Genomic DNA, 22,847 nt, shown 5'->3' on the forward strand with positions numbered 1-22,847 from the left:
TGATAGATTGTTTTTATGAGTTACCTCTTTTTAGGGGTAACTTTTTTGTTTATCACCAAAGTTTCATATCGAAAAAACATTTAGACTATACTGAAACAAAAAAAGATTAAAATTATTCAGAAAAAAATATACAAAAACTCCGTTTAATTTATTACAATATAGACAGGTATATAGAATCATAAAAAGGAGGAGTTAACGTGAGTGAAGGTGTTGAAAAAAAGATATGGCTGTCATCTTACCCAAAAGAAGTTCCTCATTCAATTGATTACCCTATAGTATCTTTAGCGCAATTGCTTATTGATACTGCAACTGAATTTCCTGAAAATGATGCCATTTTTTTTATGGGTAAAAGGATAAAATATAAATCTCTTTTGGAACAGACTTACCAATTTGCACATGCACTAAAAAGTATGGGGGTAAAGAAGGGCGACCGAGTTGCTATTATGCTTCCAAATAGTCCTCAAGCAGTTATTAGTTATTATGGTACGTTAATGATAGGGGCTACTGTAGTTCAAACAAATCCTTTATATACAGAGAGGGAATTAGAGCATCAAATGGTTGATTCGGGAGCAGAAACGATAATAACATTAGATCTGCTCTATCCTAAAGTGGCTAAAGTGAAACCGCTTTCTTCATTGAAAAACATCATTGTAACAAGCATTAAGGATTATTTACCTTTCCCTAAAAATATTCTATACCCTCTTTCTCTAATTAAAGATAAGCAATATATAAAAATACCTAAAACAGAGGGAGTTTTTAAATATTCGTCACTGCTTAAAATACAGCCGAAAACATCAATTCAGGTTGAAGTTGACCCTAGAGAAGATATTGCATTATTACAGTACACTGGTGGTACAACTGGTCTTTCAAAGGGTGTTATTTTGACCCATTATAATTTGGTTACCAATGCGGTACAAGCAAGTTATTGGATGTATCGTTCTGAAAAGGGTAAGGAAAGATTTCTTGGTGTATTACCTTTATTTCATGTTTTTGGTATGACAATAGTTATGAATCTAAGTATTTATAGAGCAGCATCGATGATTTTGGTTCCAAGATTTAAAGTTGAAGATGTTCTTGAGCTGATACAAAAAGAGAGGCCTACATTTTTCCCAGGGGCGCCTACAATGTATATTGCTCTGATCAATCATCCTGAAATAGATGAATATGATTTATCATCACTTGAAGCATGTATTAGTGGATCTGCACCACTACCTCTTGAAGTTCAGGAAAAATTCGAAAAAATTACTGGTGCTAGGATAGTTGAAGGTTACGGATTAACCGAGGCTTCACCTGTTACCCATTGTAACCCTATTTGGGATAAAAGAAAAAATGGAAGCATTGGTCTACCGTGGCCGGATACTTTGGCAAAGGTTGTCGACCCAGCAACTGGTGAGGAAATTGAACAAGGTCAAATTGGAGAACTCGTTGTAAAGAGTCCAACTGTCATGAAGGGTTATTGGAATAGACCCGAAGAGACAAATGAGGTTTTGCAAGATGGATGGTTGTTAACCGGTGATATGGCAACGGTTGACGATGAAGGATATTTTTATATAGTTGATCGTAAAAAAGATATGATTATCGCAGGAGGTTATAATATTTATCCTCGAGATGTTGAAGAAGTATTGTTTGAGCATCCTGCTGTTCAAGAAGCGGTTGTTGTTGGTATTCCAGATCCTTATAGAGGGGAGACTGTGAAGGCATTTATCGTGCTAAAAGAAGGAATAGAAGTTACAGAAAAAGAGCTTGATGATTTTTGTCGAACTCATTTAGCTGCATATAAAGTTCCTAGATTATATGAATTCAGAACTGAATTACCCAAAACTCTAGTAGGAAAGGTATTAAGAAGAGCATTACTCGAAGAAGAAAAGGAAAAAGGGAAGGTTGGTTAATAGTAAAACAAATATAATTAAAATATTCTAAAAATAAAAAAAATATTGATTTTAAATAAAATTTATTATATTCTTGAAGTGAATGAATGAATAGTCATTCATTAGTATTAGATTTGTCAAGAGTGGAGGAAAAAATGGCAAAAAAAACAGGAGAAAAATTTGAAGCAATTTTAGACGCGGCAGTTAAAGTAATAGCCCAAAATGGTTATCACAACTCACAAGTTACAAAAATTGCTCGCGAAGCGAGAGTTGCTGATGGAACAATCTATTTATACTTTGAGAATAAAGATGATATCCTTGTATCTTTGTTTCATACTAGAATGGACGAATTTGCCACAAAAGTTAAACAAAAAATCGACCTAGTAGATACGCCTGAGGAGAAATTATATCAGTTAATATATATGCATTTTAAAATATTTGCTTTAGATCATAATCTTGCAATAGTTACCCAGATTGAAATTCGTCAGTCTAATCGTAGAATTCGAAATGATATTGGAAAGAGTTTAAAAAAGTATCATCGGCTAATCGAAGAACTTGTTGAATTTGGAGTTCAAAAAGGTAAGTTTCACGATGGGATCGATGTTCGTCTCATGAGGCAGATGATCTTTGGTATTTTGGATGAGACAGTTTCTTCATGGGTTATGAAAGATATGAAATATGATTTATTAGAACTTGTTGATCCTATTTATTTTTTGATTGCCAATGGGATAGAAAGAAAAAGTTAAATATTAAAGGAGGAAAATTATGCAGTTAGAAAGAGTGAAATATGAATTAGACGGTAGTGTAGCGATAATTACGATCAACCATCCTCCTGTGAATGCGCTAGGAAAAAAAACATTACAAGACTTAGACAGTGCTTTAGACGAAGCTATTAGGGATCAAAGAGTTAAGGCTGTAGTATTAACCGGAGAAGGAAGATTTTTTGTAGCTGGTGCAGATATTAAGGAGATTAACACCATATCTTCAGAGGATGAAGGTAAAAAGTTAGCTTTACTGGGACAAAGGATTTTCAACAAGATCGAAGGGATGAGAAAGCCAGTAGTTGCAGCAATTAATGGTGCATGTTTAGGTGGAGGAATGGAGTTAGCAATGGCTTGTCATCTAAGAATTGCAGCAGAATCTGCCAAATTAGGCCAGCCAGAAATTAATCTTGGTTTAATTCCGGGTTATGGAGGAACCCAAAGGTTAGCACGTCTAACGAATAAAGCTATTGCCCTTGAATGGATATTAACAGGAGATCAATATTCTGCTGATCAAGCATTCCGTATAGGAGTTGTGAATAGGGTGGTAGCAAGTGATAGGGTGGTCGATGAAGCTAAACAATTAGCTAAAATAATATCTTCAAAAGGAAAGATAGCAATTGCTAAATCTATTGAAGCAATTTATCAAGGGATAGAAACTACCTTAGAACAAGGATTGGAGATCGAAGCAAATCTTTTTGGGGAAATATGTATGACTGAGGATAAAAAAGAGGGCGTGCAAGCATTTTTAGAAAAGAGAACTCCAAATTTTAAAGATAAATAGGATCTTAGATAAATAAAGAATGATTTTGAGCAACTTATAAAAAGGAGGAGCCACTGTGAATATTTTAGTATTGATGAAGCAAACCTTTGATACAGAAGAAAAAATAGTTTTGGAGGATGGCAAAGTTAGTGAAGAAGGGGTAGAGTTTATTATCAACCCTTACGATGAGTACGCTGTTGAGGAAGCAATTACGATTAAAGAGGAGCTCGGTGGAGAGGTAACGGTTATCTCTTTAGGACCAGACCGCTTTGAATCATCAATCCGTACTGCATTAGCAATGGGTGCTGATAAAGCTATTTTAGTCGATGATCCAGATTTATTTGGTGATGAGTATAGTGTTGCTAAAGTACTTGCAAAGGTGATTCAAGATCAATCCTTTGATTTAATCTTAGGTGGGTATGTGGCTGTTGATAATGGTTCAGGTCAAGTTCCACAACGTGTAGCGGAAATATTAAATATACCTTTTATCAGTACAGCGGTAAAGATTGAAGTAGATAATTCTAAAGTTACTGTCCATAGAGATGTGGAGGGAGATACAGAGATATTAGAAACAAATTTACCAGCTATAATCACCTCACAACAAGGTTTAAATGATCCGAGATATCCATCTTTACCAGGAATTATGAAGGCTAAGAAGAAGCCATTAAAGCATTTATCGGCTAGTGATTTAGAAATTTCACCTGAATCAGTTCAAGCTAAGACAGAAGAAATAGATATTTTTCTACCACCAAAGAAAGAAGCAGGACGTATTTTATCCGGAGAATTAGGTGAACAAGCAAAAGAACTAATTGAACTATTACACAATGAAGCCAAAGTCTTATAAATGTGGGGGAGGAGAGACAGGTGAGTAAAAAAGTATTAGTATTTGCAGAAGGAAGAGAAGGACGATTAAGAAATGTTTCCTTAGAAGCACTTTCTGTAGCAAAATTGGTGGCGGAAGGCGGAGAGATCGCAGCTACGGTTTTTGGGACACAGAGTAGTCAGTTTGTTGACATTTTAGCACATCATGGTGCCGATAAAGTATATGTGTTAGATCATTCTTCATTGGATCAATATTTGATCGAAATATATAAAGAAGCGTTTATGCAAGTAGTTAATGAATTTAAGCCAGATGTTATTTTAATAGGGCATACAGCAAATGGTAGAGATTTTGCGCCAAAGATTGCTCAAGCTCTTGAAGTGGGAATGATTTCGGATTGTACAGCAGTGGATTTAGTAGATGGTAAAATCGTATTTACTCGTCCTATATATGCAGGCAAAGCGTTTGTTAAAAAGGTATCAAAAGATGATATCATTTTAGCAACAATTCGTCCGAATAATATTTCCATGGGTGAACCAGATTCATCTAGGACTGCTGAAATGATCGAATTATCATATACTCCATCAGAATCATCCTTGAGGGTTCAAATTAAGGATGTCCTTAGAAAGGCGAGTAAAGGCGTCGACCTAACTGAAGCTAATATTGTTATATCAGGTGGACGAGGAACGAAAAGTAAAGAAGGCTTTGAGAAATTATATGAACTTGCTGAGTTATTAAATGCTGCAGTTGGTGCTTCACGTAGTGCTTGTGATGAAGGATATGCTGATTATTCTTTGCAGGTTGGTCAAACAGGTAAAGTAGTTACTCCTGACCTATATATTGCATTAGGTATTTCAGGAGCTATTCAGCATCTAGCTGGTATGTCTAATTCAAAAATAATCGTGGCAGTAAATAAGGACCCCGAGGCTCCTATTTTCCAAGTTGCCGATTATGGAATTGTAGGCGATTTATTCGAAGTACTTCCGATGTTAGTTGAGGAAGTTAAGAAACTAAAGAGTGAAAGTGCGTAGATCACCAATAGAGTCTCCCTTTCTATGGTGAGGCTCTTTTTTATCGAAATTTCGTATCAGAAGGATTGATGATAGATTATGGGATACCCTGAATTCATAAAATCAGATATTAATTATTGGTTACAAGGTTTTCGATTTTCAACAACTATAAAAATTCGGTTTAGTGAGACAGATGCTTATGGGCATGTAAACAATGTAAGTTATTTTACCTATTTTGAACAAGCTAGGTTGGATTATTTAGAACACTTAGGGTTGGTAGATGAATTAATGAAGTCACCAAATAATCTAATAGTCACAGCAAATCTAGAATGTCATTATTTATCTCAGTTACATTATGGACAATTAATAGATGTATATGTTCGAATAGCAAGAATGGGGAAGAGTAGTTTTGATTTAGAATATGCGATTAAAGATAAGAAGAAGGGGATTTTAGCAGCAGTTGGAAAAGGAACGATCGTTCATATCAACAAACAAACTGGTAAGAGCGAGGCTTTACCAGCGTTTATCAAAGAGAAAATTGTAGAATATGAAAAAATTAATTAGCAAATCACCATTAATGAGAATGATGGGGTTCTAATTATTTTAGCTTGTATAGATGGGGGTGGAGAGATAATGCTGTATTATTTGAATTTTATTGCATTTTTAGTTGTAACAGCCTATGCTCTATGGGTTTTTTATAAAGTCATTCATGCTCGTATTACTTATATTAAGTTAGGAAAACCAGAGAAATTAGAAAAAAACACCAAGGCACGATTAAAAAATATTTTGTCTTTAGTCATAGGACAAAAAAAATTATTGAAAGACAAGAAAAGTGGTATTATGCACGTTATCTTCTTTTATGGAGCGATACTCGTGCAAGCTGGTACAATCGAGCTAATAATAAAAGGTTTTGTCCATGGGTTCGAACTTCCTGTACCATATTATAATTTCTTTACACTTTCCCAGGAAATTTTGGTTGGATTGGTAATTTTAGCTGTTATATACGCAACATATCGTAGATATATCGAGAAACTACCTCGTTTACAACAAACATTTCGTGCGGGGCTGGTGTATTGGTTTCTTGGATTTTTAATGCTTTCAATAGTTGTTACGGGCGGAGTTGAGATGGTTTTATTCAACGAAGAGCCTTCAGTTTATAAGCCTTTATCAACCCTTTTCTTTTGGCTGTTTGAAGGGGTTTCGGAAACTACTGCATATGTGATCTTTTATATCGGTTGGTGGTCACATTTATTAATCATATTGGGATATTTGATTTATTTACCACAACATAAGCAAGCTCATGAAATATTTGCGATTATTAACAGTTACCTGAAGCGCTTACATTCTCCTGGAAAGTTATCGTCGATTGACTTTGAAGATGAAGAACAAGAAGAATTTGGCGTAGGTAAGATAGAAGATTTTACTCAAAAACAGTTGATAGATTTATATGCATGTGTTGAATGTGGACGTTGTACTTCAATGTGTCCTGCTACTGCTTCTGGCAAGACTTTATCACCAAGAGAGTTAATCATAAAGTTACGAGATCATTTAACAGACAAAGGAAGCGTAATAGCACCTAATACTGTTCCATGGGCACCGGGAAACATATTTAAAACACCGCGTAATTATCCGATTGCTACAGCACGCCAAGAAGCTGCAGTAGCTACTGATGGTGCAAATGCGTTGGAATCAAATATTGGAGCCGAGCTTAATTTAATTGGCGAAGTAATCACTGAGCAAGAAATTTGGGCATGTACAACTTGTCGTAACTGTGAAGATCAATGTCCTGTTTCCAATGAACACGTTCAAAAAATAATCGACCTCAGAAGATACCTTGTTCTAACAATGGGTGAAATGAGGCCTGAAGTTACACGTACATTTAATAATATTGAACGTCAAAGTAATCCATGGGGTATTAACCGAAAAGAACGTATTAATTGGAGAGATGAAATAGAAGACGTAAAAGTTCCTACCGTAAAAGAAACTGATGAATTTGAATATTTATTATTTGTAGGTTCTATGGGTTCATTTGATAATCGTAGTAAAAAGATTACTCAATCATTGGTTAGGGTGCTTTCCAAGGCAGGAATTAAGTTTGCAATATTAGGAAATGACGAAAAAAACTCAGGAGATTCTGTAAGACGTTTAGGTAACGAATATTTATATCAAGAATTGGCTATAGAAAATATATCCAATTTCCGAAAATATGATGTTAAAAAAATAATAACTATTGACCCTCATGCCTATAACACCTTTAAAAATGAATATCCTGAATTTGGATTAGAAGCGGAAGTATATCATCATACAGAAATTTTAGCAAAATTGATTGAAGAGGGTAGGATTAAACCGGAAAAAGAGGTTAAAGAGACCATTACTTACCACGATTCCTGTTATCTAGGACGTTATAACGACATTTATGATGCACCGCGCCTAATTCTGAATTCAATTCCGGGAATCGAACTTAAAGAGATGGAAAGAAATAGACAAGATGCAATGTGTTGCGGTGCAGGCGGAGGGATGATGTGGTTAGAAGAAAAGGAAGGAACTAGAATAAATATCTTACGAACTGAACAAGCGTTGTCTTGTAACCCTGATACGATTGCAACTGCATGTCCATACTGTTTAACAATGATGTCAGATGGAACAAAGGCGAAAGGCGTTGAGGAAGAAGTTAATACTTTAGATGTTGTGGAATTATTAGAAAAATCCCTTTGATGAGAGGAGAAGGAAAATTGAGAAAAACAGTTATTGTCAGTGGGGCTAGAACTCCATTTGGTAAATTGGGTGGAGCTTTGAAGAGTTTATCGGCTGCTGACTTAGGTGGAATTGCGATCCGTGAAGCAATTAATCGGGGAAATATTAAGGATGATCAAATTGATGAAGTAATCATGGGAATGGTTTTACAAGGTGGTGCGGGTCAAATCCCATCTAGGCAAGCAGCTAGAAAGGCTGGGCTAGATTGGAATGTTCCTACAGAAACTATTAATAAGGTTTGTGCATCAGGTTTACGTAGTGTTACCCTAGGCGATCAAATCATCCGAAGTGGTGATGCTGATGTAATTGTTGCCGGTGGTATGGAGAGCATGAGTAATGCTCCTTATGCCTTACCTAATGTTAGATTTGGTTTGAAGATGGGAAATGGCGAGTTGCAGGATTTGATGGTATATGACGGATTAACTTGTTCATTTGAAAATGTTCATATGGCTGTTCATGGTAGTAACGTTGCCAAAGAATATGGCATTTCCCGCCAGGATCAGGATGAATGGGCTTTAAGAAGTCATCAGCGAGCAATCGCAGCTATCGACAATGGTAAATTGGCTGAAGAAATCATTCCGGTTACTGTAAAAACGAAAAAAGCTGAAATTATAGTTGACACAGATGAAGCACCTAGAAGAGATACAGATTTAGCAAAACTATCTAAATTGCCTCCAGTATTCGCAAAGGATGGAACGATTACAGCCGGAAATGCTCCAGGTATTAACGATGGAGCGGGAGCTCTTGTTCTTATGTCCGGTGAAAAGGCAGAAAATTCAGGAATTAAGCCGTTAGCAACCATTTTAGGGCATGCAGAAGTTGGTTTAGAGGCACCTTATATTGCAACGGCACCAGGATTCGCTATTAAAAAACTATTAAATAAGACGGGATATAAGTTAGATCAGATAGATTTATTTGAAATTAACGAAGCATTTGCATCAGTAGTCTTAACCAGTAAGAAAATAGTAGATTACGACCTAGAAAAAGTAAATGTTAATGGAGGGGCCGTAGCATTAGGACATCCGATTGGAGCTAGTGGTGCAAGGATTCTAATGACTTTAATATTCGAATTACGCAGAAGAGGCGGAGGTCTAGGAATAGCGGCAATTTGTAGTGGCTCTGCCCAAGGTGACGCGATTTTAGTTAAGGTTGATTGACGTGGCATTGATTCTAAAAAAGAAAGGGGAGAGAGGATGGATATAAAAACAATAATGGTTGTTGGAGCCGGACAAATGGGAAGTGGTATTGCGCAAGTGGCTGCTCAAACGGGTTACCAAGTAATACTGCATGATATTAAAGATGAATTTGTTAATAAAGGATTTAATACCATAAACAAAAATCTAACTCGAAATGTTAGTAAAGGGAGAATCACAGAACAAGAAAAAGAAGATATTCTTTCTAGGATCAAGCTGACTGTAAACTTGGAAGATGCAAAAGAGGCAGACTTTGTTATAGAAGCTGCTTCTGAAAACATGGAGATCAAATCTAAGATATTTAAAACATTAGATAAAGTAACTTCTAAAGAAGTTATTCTTGCTAGTAATACTTCTTCTTTACCGATAACAGAAATTGCAGCAGTTACTGACAGACCTGAACAGGTCATTGGAATGCATTTCATGAACCCTGTTCCAGTAATGAAATTAGTAGAAGTCATTCGTGGATTAGCTACAACAGATGAAGTGTATCAAGTAGTTGAAGAATTAGCTAAACAAATGGGTAAAACTCCTGTTGAAGTTAATGATTTTCCTGGATTTGTATCAAATAGAATTTTACTTCCAATGATTAATGAAGCTATTTATGCTGTTTATGAAGGAGTGGCTACCCCTGAAGCAATTGACCAAGTAATGAAATTAGGAATGAACCATCCTATGGGTCCATTGGAATTGGCTGATTTTATTGGATTAGACACGTGTTTATCAATTATGGAAATATTACATGAAGGATTAGGGGATTCAAAATATCGTCCTTGTCCACTGTTAAGAAAATATGTCAAAGCTGGTTGGTTAGGAAGAAAAACTGGACGTGGGTTCTACGTATATGAATAATTTTTGTGCTTTAATAATCACTTAAAGGTTTTGTGAATAGGGGAGAAATTATGGAACTTAAGTTTACTGATGAGCAAAACATGATTAGACAAATGGTTCGGGATTTTGCTGAAAATGAGATAGCTCCAGTTGCAAAAGATATTGATGAGAAAGATGAGTACCCTATTGAAATCGTTAAAAAAATGGGGAAGCTTGGGTTGCTAGGTATTCCTATTCCTGAGGAATGGGGTGGAGTCGGTGCAGATTTTGTATCGTATATTTCTACCATCGAAGAAATATCCAAAGCTAGTGCCGCCATCGGAGTAAGTTTAGCTGTTCATACTTCCGTAGGAACTTTGCCAATTTTGAATTTTGGAACAAAAGAGCAAAAAGAGAAATATATTCCCCGTTTAGCTAGTGGAGAAATAATTGGAGCTTTTGCACTCACTGAACCAAGTGCGGGTTCAGATGCGGCAAGTATAAAGACGACGGCTATTAAACAAGGAGATTATTATATCTTAAATGGGACCAAGGTTTTCATTACAAATGCTGGAATAGCTGAAGTTTATATAACCTTTGCTGTGACAGATTCATCAAAGGGAGTTAAGGGGATTTCTGCTTTTATCGTAGAAAAAGATACTCCTGGATTTTCCGTTGGTAAGAAAGAGAAAAAAATGGGGTTAAATGGTTCAAACACAGCGATGCTTCATTTTGATCAAGCAAAAGTTCCGGTCGAGAATTTACTTGGTGCAGAAGGTGAAGGATTCAAAATTGCTATGTCTAATCTTGATGGAGGGCGTATTGGGATTGGCGCTCAAGCTTTAGGAATTGCTAAAGCAGCTTTAGAAGCTTCAATTGAATATGCGAAAGAGCGAGTTCAATTTGGTAAGCCAATCGCAAAACAACAGGCAATTCAATTTAAGTTAGCAGATATGGCTACAAAAATTAGAGCGGCTGAATTATTGGTATATAACGCTGCAATGGTTCGTCAAAATGGTGGAAAAACAACAAAATTAGCTTCAATGGCGAAAAAATTTGCATCTGATACAGCGATGGAAGTTACAACCGAAGCCGTCCAAATATTTGGAGGATATGGCTATACACGAGATTATCCAGTAGAGAGATTGTTTAGAGATGCCAAGGTTACCCAAATTTATGAAGGAACAAATCAAATCCAACGAATTGTAATCGCAAAACAATTATTAAATGAGTAATAATATAACTTCACATAAATTTAACTCTGATGGGTGAAATTCCCATCAGAGTATAATCTAATTTTTCCCTTTTCACAATCTTAATGCTATTGAAATGAATGCTGAATTTTCAGAAAAATACAGGATAGGAGGTTTGTTTATGAAAAGAAAGATTAAAAAAGCTGCTGTTATAGGTTCAGGGGTTATGGGGGCAGGTATAGCGGCACATTTGGCTAATGTAGGGATTCCAACGTATATGCTGGATATTGTACCCAACAAGCTAACTCCTGAAGAAGAAAAAAGAGGTTTAAAACTAGAGGATGATGTTGTAAGAAATCGTATAGCTGCTAATGCTAAGAAAGCATTGGTTAAAGCTAAACCAGCGCCTCTTTATCGAAAGGAAGATGCTGATTTAATTACAATTGGTAATTTAGAGGATCATTTGCATTACCTTTCTGAAGCAGATTGGATTATCGAAGTTGTAATTGAAAATTTAGAGATCAAAAAGAAATTATTTGAAACTGTTGAAAAATATCGAAAACCAGGTTCAATCGTTAGTTCCAATACTTCTGGCGTTTCTATTAACGAAATGATCGCTGGAAGATCAGAGGAATTCAAAAGACATTTCTTAGGAACTCATTTCTTTAATCCACCTAGATATATGAAATTATTAGAAATTATCCCTGCAAAAGAAACAGATCCAGAAATCTTGGAATTCATGATGGAATTTGGCGAAAAGGTTTTAGGTAAAGGAGTTGTTTTAGCAAAAGATACTCCTAACTTTATTGCTAATAGAATTGGTACTTACGGACTGATGGTTACAATCCATGAAATGGAAAAGATGGGGCTAAGGGTGGATGAAGTTGATACGATTACTGGTCCATTAATGGGACGGCCAAAAAGTGCATCTTTCCGAACTTTAGACATGGTTGGATTAGATACTTTTGTTCACGTTGCAAATAATGTTGTGAACAATACTGATGATGAAAAAGAAAAGGCAACATTTATGATGCCAAGTTTCGTCCATGAGATGGTTGATAAAGGCTTAATTGGTGATAAAAACAGGCAAGGTTTCTATAAAAAGGTCAAAACTGACAAAGGTAAGGAAATATTAGTTTTAGATTACAAAACAATGGAATATGTACCAAAGATCAAACTAAAATCGCCATCCATTGAAATGGCTAAACAAGGAAAAACATTAAAAGATAAATTGAAAACACTTATTTACGGCAAAGATAATGCAAGTATTTTTGCATGGAATACTTTAAAGAAAGTATTACTTTATTCAGCAAATAAATTAGGTGAGATTTCGGATGATATCGTAAATATAGATAATGCTATGAAATGGGGATTTAACTGGGAATTAGGTCCTTTTGAGATTTGGGATGCGATCGGAGTTGAAAAATCTGTTGTCAGGATGAAAGAAGAAGGAGAGGATATACCGGAATTTGTAACAAAACTTTTAGAAAATGGTAAGAAAAGTTTCTACGAAAAGGTTGAAACTAAAAAGTTCTATTTCTCAATCAAGGGTGAAAATGAGGAGATAGTGCCAAACCAACAGATTATCAATATTGATGAATTAAGGGAACAAAATCGCGTCATTTTTTCCAATGCTGGTGCTAGTTTAATAGACATGGGTGATGATGTAGCGTTACTAGATTTCCATTCACCTAATAGTGCAATTGGACTTGATTTTATGCAAATGGTCGATAAAAGTGTTGAAGAGGTGTCTAAGAATTATCGAGGTCTAGTGATTGGAAGTCAATCGAAGAATTTTTGTGTTGGTGCGAACTTGATGCTAATCCTTATGGAAGCAGAAGATGAAAACTGGGATGAGCTAAACTTAATAGTTAAGATGTTCCAAAATGCCAGCATGAAATTAAAATATATGGATAAACCGGTTGTAGCTGCTCCATATGCTATGACCCTCGGCGGTGGAACTGAAATTACTTTCGGAGCCGACTTGGTACAAGCGGCAGCGGAAACATACATGGGACTAGTAGAAGTAGGTGTAGGTTTAATTCCTGCGGGAGGCGGAACAAAAGAATTACTATATCGTAACTTAGAAGGAATTCCTGATGATATGAAAATTGACCTTCAACCATTCGTAAATCGTGCCTTTGAAACAATTGCAATGGCCAAGGTTTCAACCAGTGCTAGAGAAGCACAAAACCTAGGATATTTACGTAAAACCGATCGGATTTCTGTAAATAAGGATCATCAACTATATGAGGCTAAGAAAGCTGTCTTAGCTTTAGATTCTATGGGTTACCAAGCTCCTCGTTCTAAGAAGATAAGGGTTGTTGGAGAAACAGGATATAATACTTTACGATTAGGTACTTATACATTCAGAGAAAGTGGTTATATCTCTGAACACGATCAAAAAATTGCTGAAAAATTAGCTTTTATCTTATCTGGTGGTAATGTCCCTGCTAATACTATGGTGACAGAGCAATACTTATTAGATCTAGAAAGAGAAGCATTTTTAAGCTTATTAGGTGAACCAAAGACCCAACAACGAATGCAACACATGTTGTTAAAAGGTAAACCATTAAGAAATTAAAAGGGGGATTATTAGATGAGAGAAGCGGTTATTGTAGCTGGAGTGCGTACAGCAGTAGGAAAAGCACCAAAAGGTACGCTGAAAAATACTCGTCCTGACGATTTAGGCGCGGTAGTAATTGAGGAATTATTAAACAGATCAAAAGGATTAGATCTTAATGATATAGATGATGTAATTATGGGTTGTGCATTCCCAGAAGGAGAGCAGGGAATGAATGTTGCTCGAAATATTGCTCTTAGGGCTGGATTACCCGTAAGTGTACCTGGTATGACAGTGAATCGCTATTGTTCATCAGGTTTACAAACAATTGCTATCGCTGCTGAAAGAATAATGGTAGGTAACGCTGATGTAATAATAGCCGGTGGAATAGAAAGCATGAGTATGATTCCAATGGGAGGAAACAAACCCGCTCCTAATCCTTGGTTAATGGAGAATATGCCTCAAGCATATATGTCAATGGGAATAACAGCAGAAGAAGTTGCAAAAAAGTTTAATATATCTCGTGAAGAGCAAGATAAGTTTGCTTTAAGAAGTCATCAAAAAGCTGCAAAAGCTATTAAAGAAGGAAAGTTTAAAGATGAAATCGTTCCTGTAAAAATTAAGAAAAATTATCTAAACGAAGAGGGAAAAGTTGTAACTGAAGAATTAGTCTTTGATACTGATGAAGGAGTCAGACCAGATACCTCTTTAGAAGCTTTAGCAAAACTAAAGCCAGTATTTAGAGTTAATGGAACAGTTACTGCAGGAAACTCTTCTCAGACAAGTGATGGTGCAGCAGCAGTAATGGTGATGTCTAGAGAGAAAGCAGAAGAATTGGGATTAAAACCAATTGCTCGTTTCGTAACTTATGCAGTTGCAGGGGTTGAACCAGATATTATGGGAATCGGTCCAAAGGAAGCTATTCCAAAAGCATTGAAATTAGCAAACTTAACAATGGATGATATTGATTTATTTGAAATTAATGAAGCTTTTGCTTCTCAGGCAGTATATGTTGTAAAGGAATTAGGAATTGATCCTGAAAAAGTTAACGTTAATGGTGGAGCGATTGCTTTAGGACATCCGTTAGGATGTACTGGTGCAAAATTAACAGTAAGTCTACTCAATGAATTGAAAAGACGTGATGGAAGATATGGTGTAGTATCCATGTGTATCGGTGGAGGTATGGGTGCTGCTGGAATTTTTGAAATATTGTAAGTTATTAAATAAAATAAAATATTAAACCAATCGGAGGGGAAATAATGGAAGAGAAGAGGATTATTAAAGGTGGAAGCTTCTTAATCGACGAATTACAACCGGAGGATATTTTTACTCCTGAAGATTTCACAGATGAACACAAGATGATTGCGAAGACAACTTCCGACTTTGTTGAAGGTGAAATAATCCCTAACATTGAAGCTGTTGAAAATAAAGATTATGATTTCATCGTTGGCAAGCTAAAAGAAGCAGGAGAGCTAGGTTTACTTGGTGTAGATGTACCAGAAGAGTATGGTGGAATTGGTTTAGATAAGATTAGTTCATCATTGATCACTGAAAACTTTGGTAAGTCGGGTTCATTTGCGCTAGCTCATGGAGCTCATGTTGGTATTGGTTCATTACCTATCGTATTTTTCGGTAATGAAGAGCAACGTCAAAAATATTTACCAGCCTTAGCGACTGGCGAAAAAATTGCTGCATATGCTTTAACAGAACCATCTTCAGGTTCAGACGCATTAGGTGCTAAAACAACCGCTGTTTTAAGTGAGGATGGAAAATATTATATTTTAAATGGTACTAAGCAATTCATCACCAATGCTGGATTTGCAGACATTTTTGTTGTTTATGCAAAAGTAGATGGCGAGAAGTTCACTGCATTTATCGTTGAAAGGGAGTTTGAAGGAGTATCCGTAGGGCCGGAAGAAAAAAAGATGGGGATCAGAGGATCATCTACTCGTCCGTTGATTTTAGAAGATGTAAAAGTCCCCGTAGAAAACGTTTTAGGGGAAATTGGAAGAGGTCACGTAATCGCATTTAACATTCTAAATATCGGTCGTTATAAGTTAGGTGTAGGTACTGTTGGATCTTCAAAAAGGGTAATTGAATTAGCTACTAAGTACGCTAAGGAAAGAAAACAATTCAAAGTACCTATTGCTAGCTTCAGATTAATTCAAGAAAAACTAGCAGATATGGCAATTACCACTTATGTTAATGAATCAATGATCTATCGTACTGGTGGTCTAATCGAAGATATATTAAGTAGTTTAGAAGGTGATAAGGAAGACGAAGGGCGTAAAGTAGCTAGTGGAATTGCAGAATACGCAATCGAGTGTTCAATCAATAAGGTTTATGGTTCAGAATCCTTTGATTTTGTAGCGGACGAAGGAGTTCAAATCCATGGTGGATACGGTTTTATTGAGGAGTATGAAGTAGAAAGAGCTTACAGGGATTCTCGTATTAACCGAATCTTTGAAGGAACAAATGAAATCAATCGCTTATTGATCCCAGCAACCTTATTGCGTAAAGCAATGAAGGGAGAAATTCCATTACTTGCAGCGGCTGAACGTTTGCAAAAGGAATTAATGACTTTGATGCCATTTATGCCAGATGATGCGCCATTAAGTAAAGAAAAGAATCTTTTAAGCATGAGTAAGAAGCTATTCTTAATGGTAGCTGGATTAGCAGTTCAAAAGTATCAAAAAGAGATAGAAAGTGAACAAGAAATCTTAAAAAATATTTCCGATATGATAATTGAGATATATGCTATGGAAAGTGCAATCTTAAGAACACTTAAAGCTATCGGAAGATCTAGTATAGAAAAAGAAGAACTAAAATTAGATATGACTCAAGTATATGTTCAGGAAGCATTTGAACGTATCGCGGATATTGCAAAAACTACTTTGGCAGCTATGGAAGAGGGAGACATGCTCAAAACTCAGCTATCTATCCACAAAAAACTAACTCGTAACACCCCTATTAATACCGTTACCTTAAAGAGAAAGATCGCTAAGAGAATCATCGATGCTGAAAAATATACAGTTTAATATCATGTGATTTAAATATAAAAGGTTGATTTCAGAAGAAGAAAAATCAATTCTGAGGTCAATCTTTTATTTTCGTTTGGAAAACTATAGTTTTGGAAACAGGGGCGTTAGCATTTTTGTTCTTACCTGTGTAAAACGTTTTTTCGGTTAACTGTTTTGGAATCTGAGGGAATCAAATTTATTAACAGAAGCCTTTGGGACATTTTTTCCAACTCTAACCATTAAAGTATTTGCAGGGTGTGAAGTTATTTCTGGATCATTTGTTGGATAGACTTTAAATCCTACAGTCCTGAATAACTTTTCCATCATATTTCGGTATTGCCAAATAGTTAAGTTTGTATTTTTTAAATCCCAATGCCAATGGTACAAAGTTGTAAACACGATGTAATTTTCTATGTTAGTATCCAGGAAAGCTAATTTTAATAAATGTTTGGCAACGTTTTGCTTTCGATATGGAATAGCTACTTCAATAACCCCTAATTCTAGCAAATCTGACATATTTCCTTTTGACCAACTTTCAATAGGATCAGAATGAGAGAGGGTCAGATATCCGATGATTTGTTGCTTATTTAAGGCAACAAACACACGCCCTTCGGGAAGTTTAGAGATCTTCAGTAAGGCTTGATGTTGTCTATCTGAAGGTCGAAAAGATTTCATTGTTTCGTGAAATTTGTATTTTTCTAGAGTTTGGTTGTTTATCGGTCCTGCTACATTTATATGTGACATATGATAATCTCCTATGTAATAATTTCAGAAAATTCAACTCAGTCTATTATATACAATTTTGCTTATTATGAAACAATATAAAAAACGACCCTATATGGGTCGTTATTTTATCTTTTTTATGCACTTACACTCTTTGTAAGTTCATTTAATTTCTTAGAAAGGCGTGACTTCTTACGAGCAGCCGTATTTTTATGAATTAGACCTTTAGTTACCGCTTTATCTAATTTTTTGGTTGCATTCAAGAGAGCGGACTTTGCAGCTTCAAGATCGTTATTGCTAACAGCTACTTCGAAATTTTTAATAGCAGTACGAAGTGCTGACTTTTGTGCTTTATTTCTTTCTGCTCTTTTATTAGAAGTTTTAACACGTTTAATAGCAGACTTAATATTTGGCATTACTTTCACCTCCTTGGTGCAACCTATATATTTAAGGTAGTTCAAAAAGTATTCAAGAACTTTGTACTTACTACTTTTGAACATACACTATGTAGGTATTACAAATACAACATTTGATATTTTAACATGGAGGATAGAAAAAAGCAAGGTTTCTTGGTGGTTTTCTTCAATAATTATTTAGGAATAAACTAGAAAATTTGGTAGCAGAATAATCTTAAGACTCGATATTTGGAGGAGATAAAATGAATCAATCTCATCAGATAGATTTAAGTAGGTACCAAGTAAGGACTGATCTTGCTTTAGAAAGACATCAAATGGCAATCGAGGAGCATGGAGGAGAAATACCCGGTGTACATATTGAAGAACAGAATATTGATGGAATTCATTTTAGTAAAATGTCAGTTACTACAGAAGAAGGTAGTCAAGCACTAAGAAAACCGAAAGGCAATTATTTAACTTTTGAAGCCCCTAATTTAAAACAACATGACACCGAGTTACAGGAACGATTATCATATTTTTTTGCTGAAGAATTCCATAAATACTTAAAACAACTTGGAATATCCGATGATGCAAAAGCATTGGTAATTGGACTTGGAAATTGGAACGTGACTCCCGATGCCCTGGGACCGAAAGTGGTTGAAAACTTATTAATTACTAGACATTTATTTGAACTGATACCGGATCAAATTGATGAGGGGTTTAGACCTGTAAGTGCGATTGCTCCTGGGGTGATGGGATTAACCGGAATTGAAACAAGTGAAATTGTAAGTGGTATTATTGAAAAAAGTGATCCTGATTTTGTAATCGCCATCGATGCTTTGGCATCTCGTTCATTAGAAAGGGTTAATTCTACTATTCAAGTAGCGGATACAGGAATACATCCTGGTTCTGGCATAGGTAATAAAAGAAAAGCCTTAGATCAAGAAACCTTAGGAGTACCGGTTATTGCGATTGGAGTTCCAACAGTGGTTGATGCGGTGTCGATTACAAATGATACGATTGATTTCATGTTGCAGCATTTACAGAATCAAATGGATATAAGAAATCCCTTTACTAAAGCTTCAAAGGATCCAGAAAACCCAAAATACTTTTTAGGATTAATTGGCTCCTTAACAGAGAATGAAAAACGTCAATTAATTCATGAAGTATTATCACCGCTTGGGTATAACCTTATAGTCACTCCAAAAGAAGTTGATACTTTTATGGAAGATATGGCTAATATTCTTGCTAATGGTTTAAATATGGCACTCCATAGATCTGTTGATAAGGAAAATGTTTCATCATATACCCATTAAATTGTTAATACTGTTCTAACCCATTTAAAGTCTTCATATAGTAATAACGAAACAATTAAATGGGGGAAGAATTGAAAGATGAGACAACCTTCTGTTTTAAAAACGTTTTTAATATTTTCATTGTGTACAAGCCTGTTATTTTTGATAATAAGTAGCTTTATGTTGCAATATTCTAAAGTAATTAAGAGAAATAACATAAATAGCTTATATCCAGTTTATCTGAATTTTTCTACAGAACAAATAATGGATTTATTTGCAATGGAAATACCATATATTTCACATAATTTAATTAATAATAAAGATCTAACAACAGAGAGAAAGGGCTTTGGAGAACTATTGACCTCTTTTGCACCATTAGCTCCAGATGATTGGATAAAAAAAGAGATCCCTCCCTTTTCGAATTTAAATAATGAAGAGGTTATTCAGGTGGTTACATACAGGGATGAATTAATGCCACCAAAGGAATTTTTTGAAGCTGAAAAAAACAAGGTTGTCAGTAATCAACAACAATTAAATAATGGAGAATCAAATCCAATAGAACAAACGGACCAAAGTTCAGTTGCAGTCACAAATGAAAAAAATAAAAAAGTTGTTTTTATCTACCATACCCATAATCGAGAGTCCTTTTTACCAGAATTAAATACCAAAAAAATAAATGAAGCTTTTCATCCCACTAAAAACATCACTTTGGTTGGCCAAGAGTTAGGTAAGGAATTAGAACGGTTGGGGATTGGAGCAGTTGTGTCTACCAAGGACTATTGGCCAGAATTAGAAAATTATAGTCTGTCATATAAGTATTCGCTGAAAACAGTACAAGCTGCACTTCAAGATAATAAAGATTATCAAATTGTAATTGATATTCATCGGGATGGAAGTCCATCAGGTAAAGAGGTGACAACAAGAATTATCAATGGAAAAGAATATGGGTCAGTCCTATTTGTAATTGGGACAGCAAATAAAAATTACAAGCAAAATGAAGAATTTGCACTTAAAATACATCAGAGTTTAGAAAAATTATATCCTGGTTTATCTAGAGGGATATTTAAAAAGGAGAAAACTTATGGAACGAATGGAGAGTATAACCAATCTATCTTTCCAAACAGCATAACTATTGAAATTGGTGGAGTTTATAATTCTCTCGAAGAGGAATTCCGTACAGCACGAGCTATTGCTAGGGCAATTGCAGATGTATACTGGGACGCTGTACAGGTGAATGCAAAGCCATCTAGGTGAGTAAAACATTGATTGTAGGGGGTGAGTTTTTGTTTCGATTAACTATTCAATTTGGGGTACTAGTTATTTTGTTGTTATTTGGAATTATACTTGGTATTAATGTGGCAGAAAAAGGGATCTATCGGGTGGCTGGCAGTCCAGATATGAATTCCAAAAGTTTTCAAATTAAACAAGGTGATAACCAAGTTGAAGTGATGGTTCTAGGTAAAACCTATATTTCAAAAATACCAAAGAAAGATATGCTATCAACAAATAATAATGTTTCAATTAATAAGATTAATTTTCTAAGTGTTCTAGGTAATGAATTGGGAGAATATTTACAAAAAGGGACTAGGAAGGGGTTAGAGTTACTTACAAATTTGTTAAAATCATAGATGTTAAATAATAGATATTGGATTTAGTGAAGAAAAGGGTTGAAAGGTTTTTAGGCCCTTTTTTTGTTTGTTGATATGTTAAAAGTTTGTTTTGGTTCTTTTTCAGAAAACAAAGCTATTCTTTATTGTGTCGCTAATCAATAATTGATATAATAAAAAGCAGTGCATTTTTGTAACGGTTTTAGGAGGGTTGCATCATGAGCGATCAAGATAGACAAAAGAAGATTAGGAATTTTTCAATTATCGCACATATTGACCACGGAAAATCTACCTTAGCTGATCGCATTCTAGAGTATACTGGTGCTTTAACAAAAAGAGAAATGGAAGACCAAGTTCTAGACCAAATGGAATTAGAACGTGAACGGGGAATTACCATCAAATTGCAAGCGGTTCGCTTAAATTATAAGGCAAAAGATGGGGAAGAATATGTTTTAAATTTAATAGATACGCCGGGACACGTTGATTTTTCGTATGAAGTTTCAAGGTCTCTAGCAGCTTGTGAAGGAGCAATATTGGTAGTTGATGCTGCTCAAGGGATTGAAGCTCAAACATTAGCAAATGTTTATTTAGCATTAGAAAATGATTTAGAAATCTTACCTGTCGTAAATAAAATTGATTTACCCAGTGCTGAGCCAGAAAGGGTAAAACAAGAGATCGAAGATGTAATTGGATTAGACGCTTCTGACGCTGTATTAGCTTCAGCTAAAGAAGGAATTGGAATTGAAGATATCTTAGAGCAGATCGTCAAAAAGGTACCTGCGCCATCCGGTTCTTCTGATGAACCATTACAAGCACTTATTTTTGATTCTCATTATGATCCATATAAGGGTGTAATCACATATATTCGCGTGGTAAATGGAACGATAAGACCTGGTATGAAGATCAAAATGATGTCAACCGGGAAAACATTTGATGTAACAGAGGTTGGTGTATTCAAACCTAAAATGACTCCAATAAATGAATTGAAAGTTGGAGATGTTGGATTTGTAGTTGCGTCAATCAAGAACGTGAAAGATACGCGGGTCGGAGATACCATAACAGATGCTAAAAGATCGGCTAAAGAGCCATTACCGGGATATCGTCAAGTTAATCCGATGGTTTTCTGTGGTTTATATCCTGTAGATAGTAAAGATTATAATGATTTAAGGGAAGCTTTAGAAAAACTTGAGCTTAACGATGCGGCTTTAAAATATGAGCCAGAAACATCTCAAGCATTGGGTTTTGGTTTTAGATGTGGTTTTTTAGGATTACTTCATATGGAGATCATTCAAGAACGTATTGAACGCGAGTTTGGCATTCAATTAATAACAACCGCACCTAGCGTAATCTACAAGGTAAATAAGACTAATGGTGAGAAGATAACAATTGATAATCCTTCAGCAATGCCAGAACCAAGTGTTATAGAAAGTATTGAAGAACCATACGTAAAGGCGAGTATCATGGTTCCTAACGATTATGTAGGTCCTGTTATGGAAATCTGTCAAAGTAAGCGTGGAGAATATGTTGATATGCAGTATCTAGATACCAATCGTGTAACTTTGACCTATCATATGCCTTTATCGGAAATCGTATATGACTTTTTTGACCAATTAAAATCCAATACAAAGGGTTATGCTTCCTTTGATTATGAATTAATAGGATATAAACCATCAAAACTGGTTAAGATTGATATTTTATTAAATGGTGAAAAAGTAGATGCCTTATCTTTTATTGCTCATAAGGATAAAGCATATTACAGAGGTAAACAGATTGCAGAAAAACTTAAAAAATTAATCCCTAGACAGATGTTTGAAGTGCCTATCCAAGCTGCCATTGGTAATAAGATAATTGCTAGAGAGACTATTAGTGCGATGCGGAAAAATGTCTTGGCAAAATGTTATGGTGGTGACATATCCCGTAAAAGAAAGTTGTTAGAAAAGCAAAAAGAAGGTAAAAAACGAATGAAGTCCGTTGGAACGGTGGAAGTTCCACAAGAGGCATTTATGGCTGTATTAAAAATTGATGATTAAAATATAAAGATAAACTCTTTTAGACAAAGTCACCCGTGAGGG

19 protein-coding genes are annotated in these 22,847 nt (G+C 35.4%); 17 read left to right on the forward strand and 2 right to left on the reverse strand.

All coding sequences use genetic code 11. The features are described from left to right. Positions 1-197 precede the first annotated feature (197 nt). The 13 genes from BHF71_RS10310 (at position 198) to BHF71_RS10370 (ending at position 16,773) form a co-directional block, all read left to right on the forward strand. Entirely contained in the window at positions 198-1,889 is a 1,692-nt protein-coding gene (locus BHF71_RS10310) for a long-chain-fatty-acid--CoA ligase (protein WP_069657550.1), read from the forward strand. A 134-nt stretch (positions 1,890-2,023) separates the two neighbouring features. Next, complete coding sequence (locus BHF71_RS10315) at positions 2,024-2,614, forward strand: fatty acid metabolism transcriptional regulator FadR (protein ID WP_069657551.1); 591 nt, start codon at positions 2,024-2,026, stop codon at positions 2,612-2,614. 19 nt (positions 2,615-2,633) lie between these two features. Continuing rightward, positions 2,634-3,413, forward strand: coding sequence for an enoyl-CoA hydratase (locus BHF71_RS10320; protein ID WP_069657552.1), 780 nt, complete (start codon positions 2,634-2,636; stop codon positions 3,411-3,413). Between the two features lie 55 nt (positions 3,414-3,468). Continuing rightward, positions 3,469-4,236: an electron transfer flavoprotein subunit beta/FixA family protein gene (locus tag BHF71_RS10325; protein ID WP_069657553.1), complete on the forward strand. Its 768-nt coding sequence runs from the start codon at positions 3,469-3,471 to the stop codon at positions 4,234-4,236. 20 nt (positions 4,237-4,256) lie between these two features. Next, positions 4,257-5,243 carry an electron transfer flavoprotein subunit alpha/FixB family protein gene (locus BHF71_RS10330; RefSeq protein WP_069657554.1) on the forward strand — a complete coding sequence of 329 codons (987 nt, stop codon included), beginning with the start codon at positions 4,257-4,259 and terminating at the stop codon, positions 5,241-5,243. A gap of 78 nt (positions 5,244-5,321) precedes the next feature. Next, positions 5,322-5,786: an acyl-CoA thioesterase gene (locus BHF71_RS10335; protein ID WP_069657555.1), complete on the forward strand. Its 465-nt coding sequence runs from the start codon at positions 5,322-5,324 to the stop codon at positions 5,784-5,786. Positions 5,787-5,855: 69 nt separating this feature from the next. Next, the gene (locus BHF71_RS10340) at positions 5,856-7,937 is read left to right on the forward strand and encodes a (Fe-S)-binding protein (RefSeq protein WP_069657556.1); all 2,082 of its coding nucleotides are present in this window, start codon (positions 5,856-5,858) and stop codon (positions 7,935-7,937) included. Positions 7,938-7,954: 17 nt separating this feature from the next. Beyond that, complete coding sequence (locus BHF71_RS10345) at positions 7,955-9,133, forward strand: acetyl-CoA C-acetyltransferase (RefSeq protein ID WP_176717356.1); 1,179 nt, start codon at positions 7,955-7,957, stop codon at positions 9,131-9,133. 36 nt (positions 9,134-9,169) lie between these two features. Then, positions 9,170-10,021, forward strand: a complete 852-nt coding sequence (locus BHF71_RS10350; protein WP_069657558.1) for a 3-hydroxybutyryl-CoA dehydrogenase — start codon at positions 9,170-9,172, stop codon at positions 10,019-10,021. A gap of 50 nt (positions 10,022-10,071) precedes the next feature. Further along, entirely contained in the window at positions 10,072-11,214 is a 1,143-nt protein-coding gene (locus BHF71_RS10355; protein WP_069657559.1) for an acyl-CoA dehydrogenase, read from the forward strand. Between the two features lie 139 nt (positions 11,215-11,353). Continuing rightward, positions 11,354-13,756 (forward strand): 3-hydroxyacyl-CoA dehydrogenase/enoyl-CoA hydratase family protein, encoded by a 2,403-nt coding sequence (locus tag BHF71_RS10360; protein WP_069657560.1) that lies wholly within the window; start codon positions 11,354-11,356, stop codon positions 13,754-13,756. Positions 13,757-13,771: 15 nt separating this feature from the next. Next, positions 13,772-14,950, forward strand: coding sequence for an acetyl-CoA C-acetyltransferase (locus BHF71_RS10365; RefSeq protein WP_069657561.1), 1,179 nt, complete (start codon positions 13,772-13,774; stop codon positions 14,948-14,950). Between the two features lie 44 nt (positions 14,951-14,994). Beyond that, positions 14,995-16,773 (forward strand): acyl-CoA dehydrogenase family protein, encoded by a 1,779-nt coding sequence (locus BHF71_RS10370; protein WP_069657562.1) that lies wholly within the window; start codon positions 14,995-14,997, stop codon positions 16,771-16,773. A 147-nt stretch (positions 16,774-16,920) separates the two neighbouring features. On the opposite strand, the gene BHF71_RS10375 is transcribed toward BHF71_RS10370, so the two are convergent. Then, complete coding sequence (locus BHF71_RS10375) at positions 16,921-17,499, reverse strand: GNAT family N-acetyltransferase (protein WP_069657563.1); 579 nt, start codon at positions 17,497-17,499, stop codon at positions 16,921-16,923. Positions 17,500-17,615: 116 nt separating this feature from the next. Beyond that, the gene (gene rpsT, locus BHF71_RS10380; protein WP_069657564.1) at positions 17,616-17,894 is read right to left on the reverse strand and encodes a 30S ribosomal protein S20; all 279 of its coding nucleotides are present in this window, start codon (positions 17,892-17,894) and stop codon (positions 17,616-17,618) included. 242 nt (positions 17,895-18,136) lie between these two features. On the opposite strand from rpsT, the gene gpr reads away from it, so the two are divergent. From gpr to lepA, 4 genes are all read left to right on the forward strand, one after another. Then, complete coding sequence (gene gpr, locus BHF71_RS10385; RefSeq protein WP_069657565.1) at positions 18,137-19,189, forward strand: GPR endopeptidase; 1,053 nt, start codon at positions 18,137-18,139, stop codon at positions 19,187-19,189. Positions 19,190-19,267: 78 nt separating this feature from the next. Next, positions 19,268-20,422 carry a stage II sporulation protein P gene (locus BHF71_RS10390; protein ID WP_069657566.1) on the forward strand — a complete coding sequence of 385 codons (1,155 nt, stop codon included), beginning with the start codon at positions 19,268-19,270 and terminating at the stop codon, positions 20,420-20,422. A gap of 29 nt (positions 20,423-20,451) precedes the next feature. Further along, the gene (locus tag BHF71_RS10395; RefSeq protein WP_069657567.1) at positions 20,452-20,796 is read left to right on the forward strand and encodes a DUF3679 domain-containing protein; all 345 of its coding nucleotides are present in this window, start codon (positions 20,452-20,454) and stop codon (positions 20,794-20,796) included. Between the two features lie 197 nt (positions 20,797-20,993). Further along, positions 20,994-22,805, forward strand: a complete 1,812-nt coding sequence (gene lepA / locus BHF71_RS10400) for a translation elongation factor 4 (protein ID WP_069657568.1) — start codon at positions 20,994-20,996, stop codon at positions 22,803-22,805. Positions 22,806-22,847: the final 42 nt, after the last annotated feature.

It is taken from the genome of Vulcanibacillus modesticaldus (assembly GCF_001730235.1).
In the GTDB taxonomy this organism is placed as follows: domain Bacteria; phylum Bacillota; class Bacilli; order Tepidibacillales; family Tepidibacillaceae; genus Vulcanibacillus; species Vulcanibacillus modesticaldus.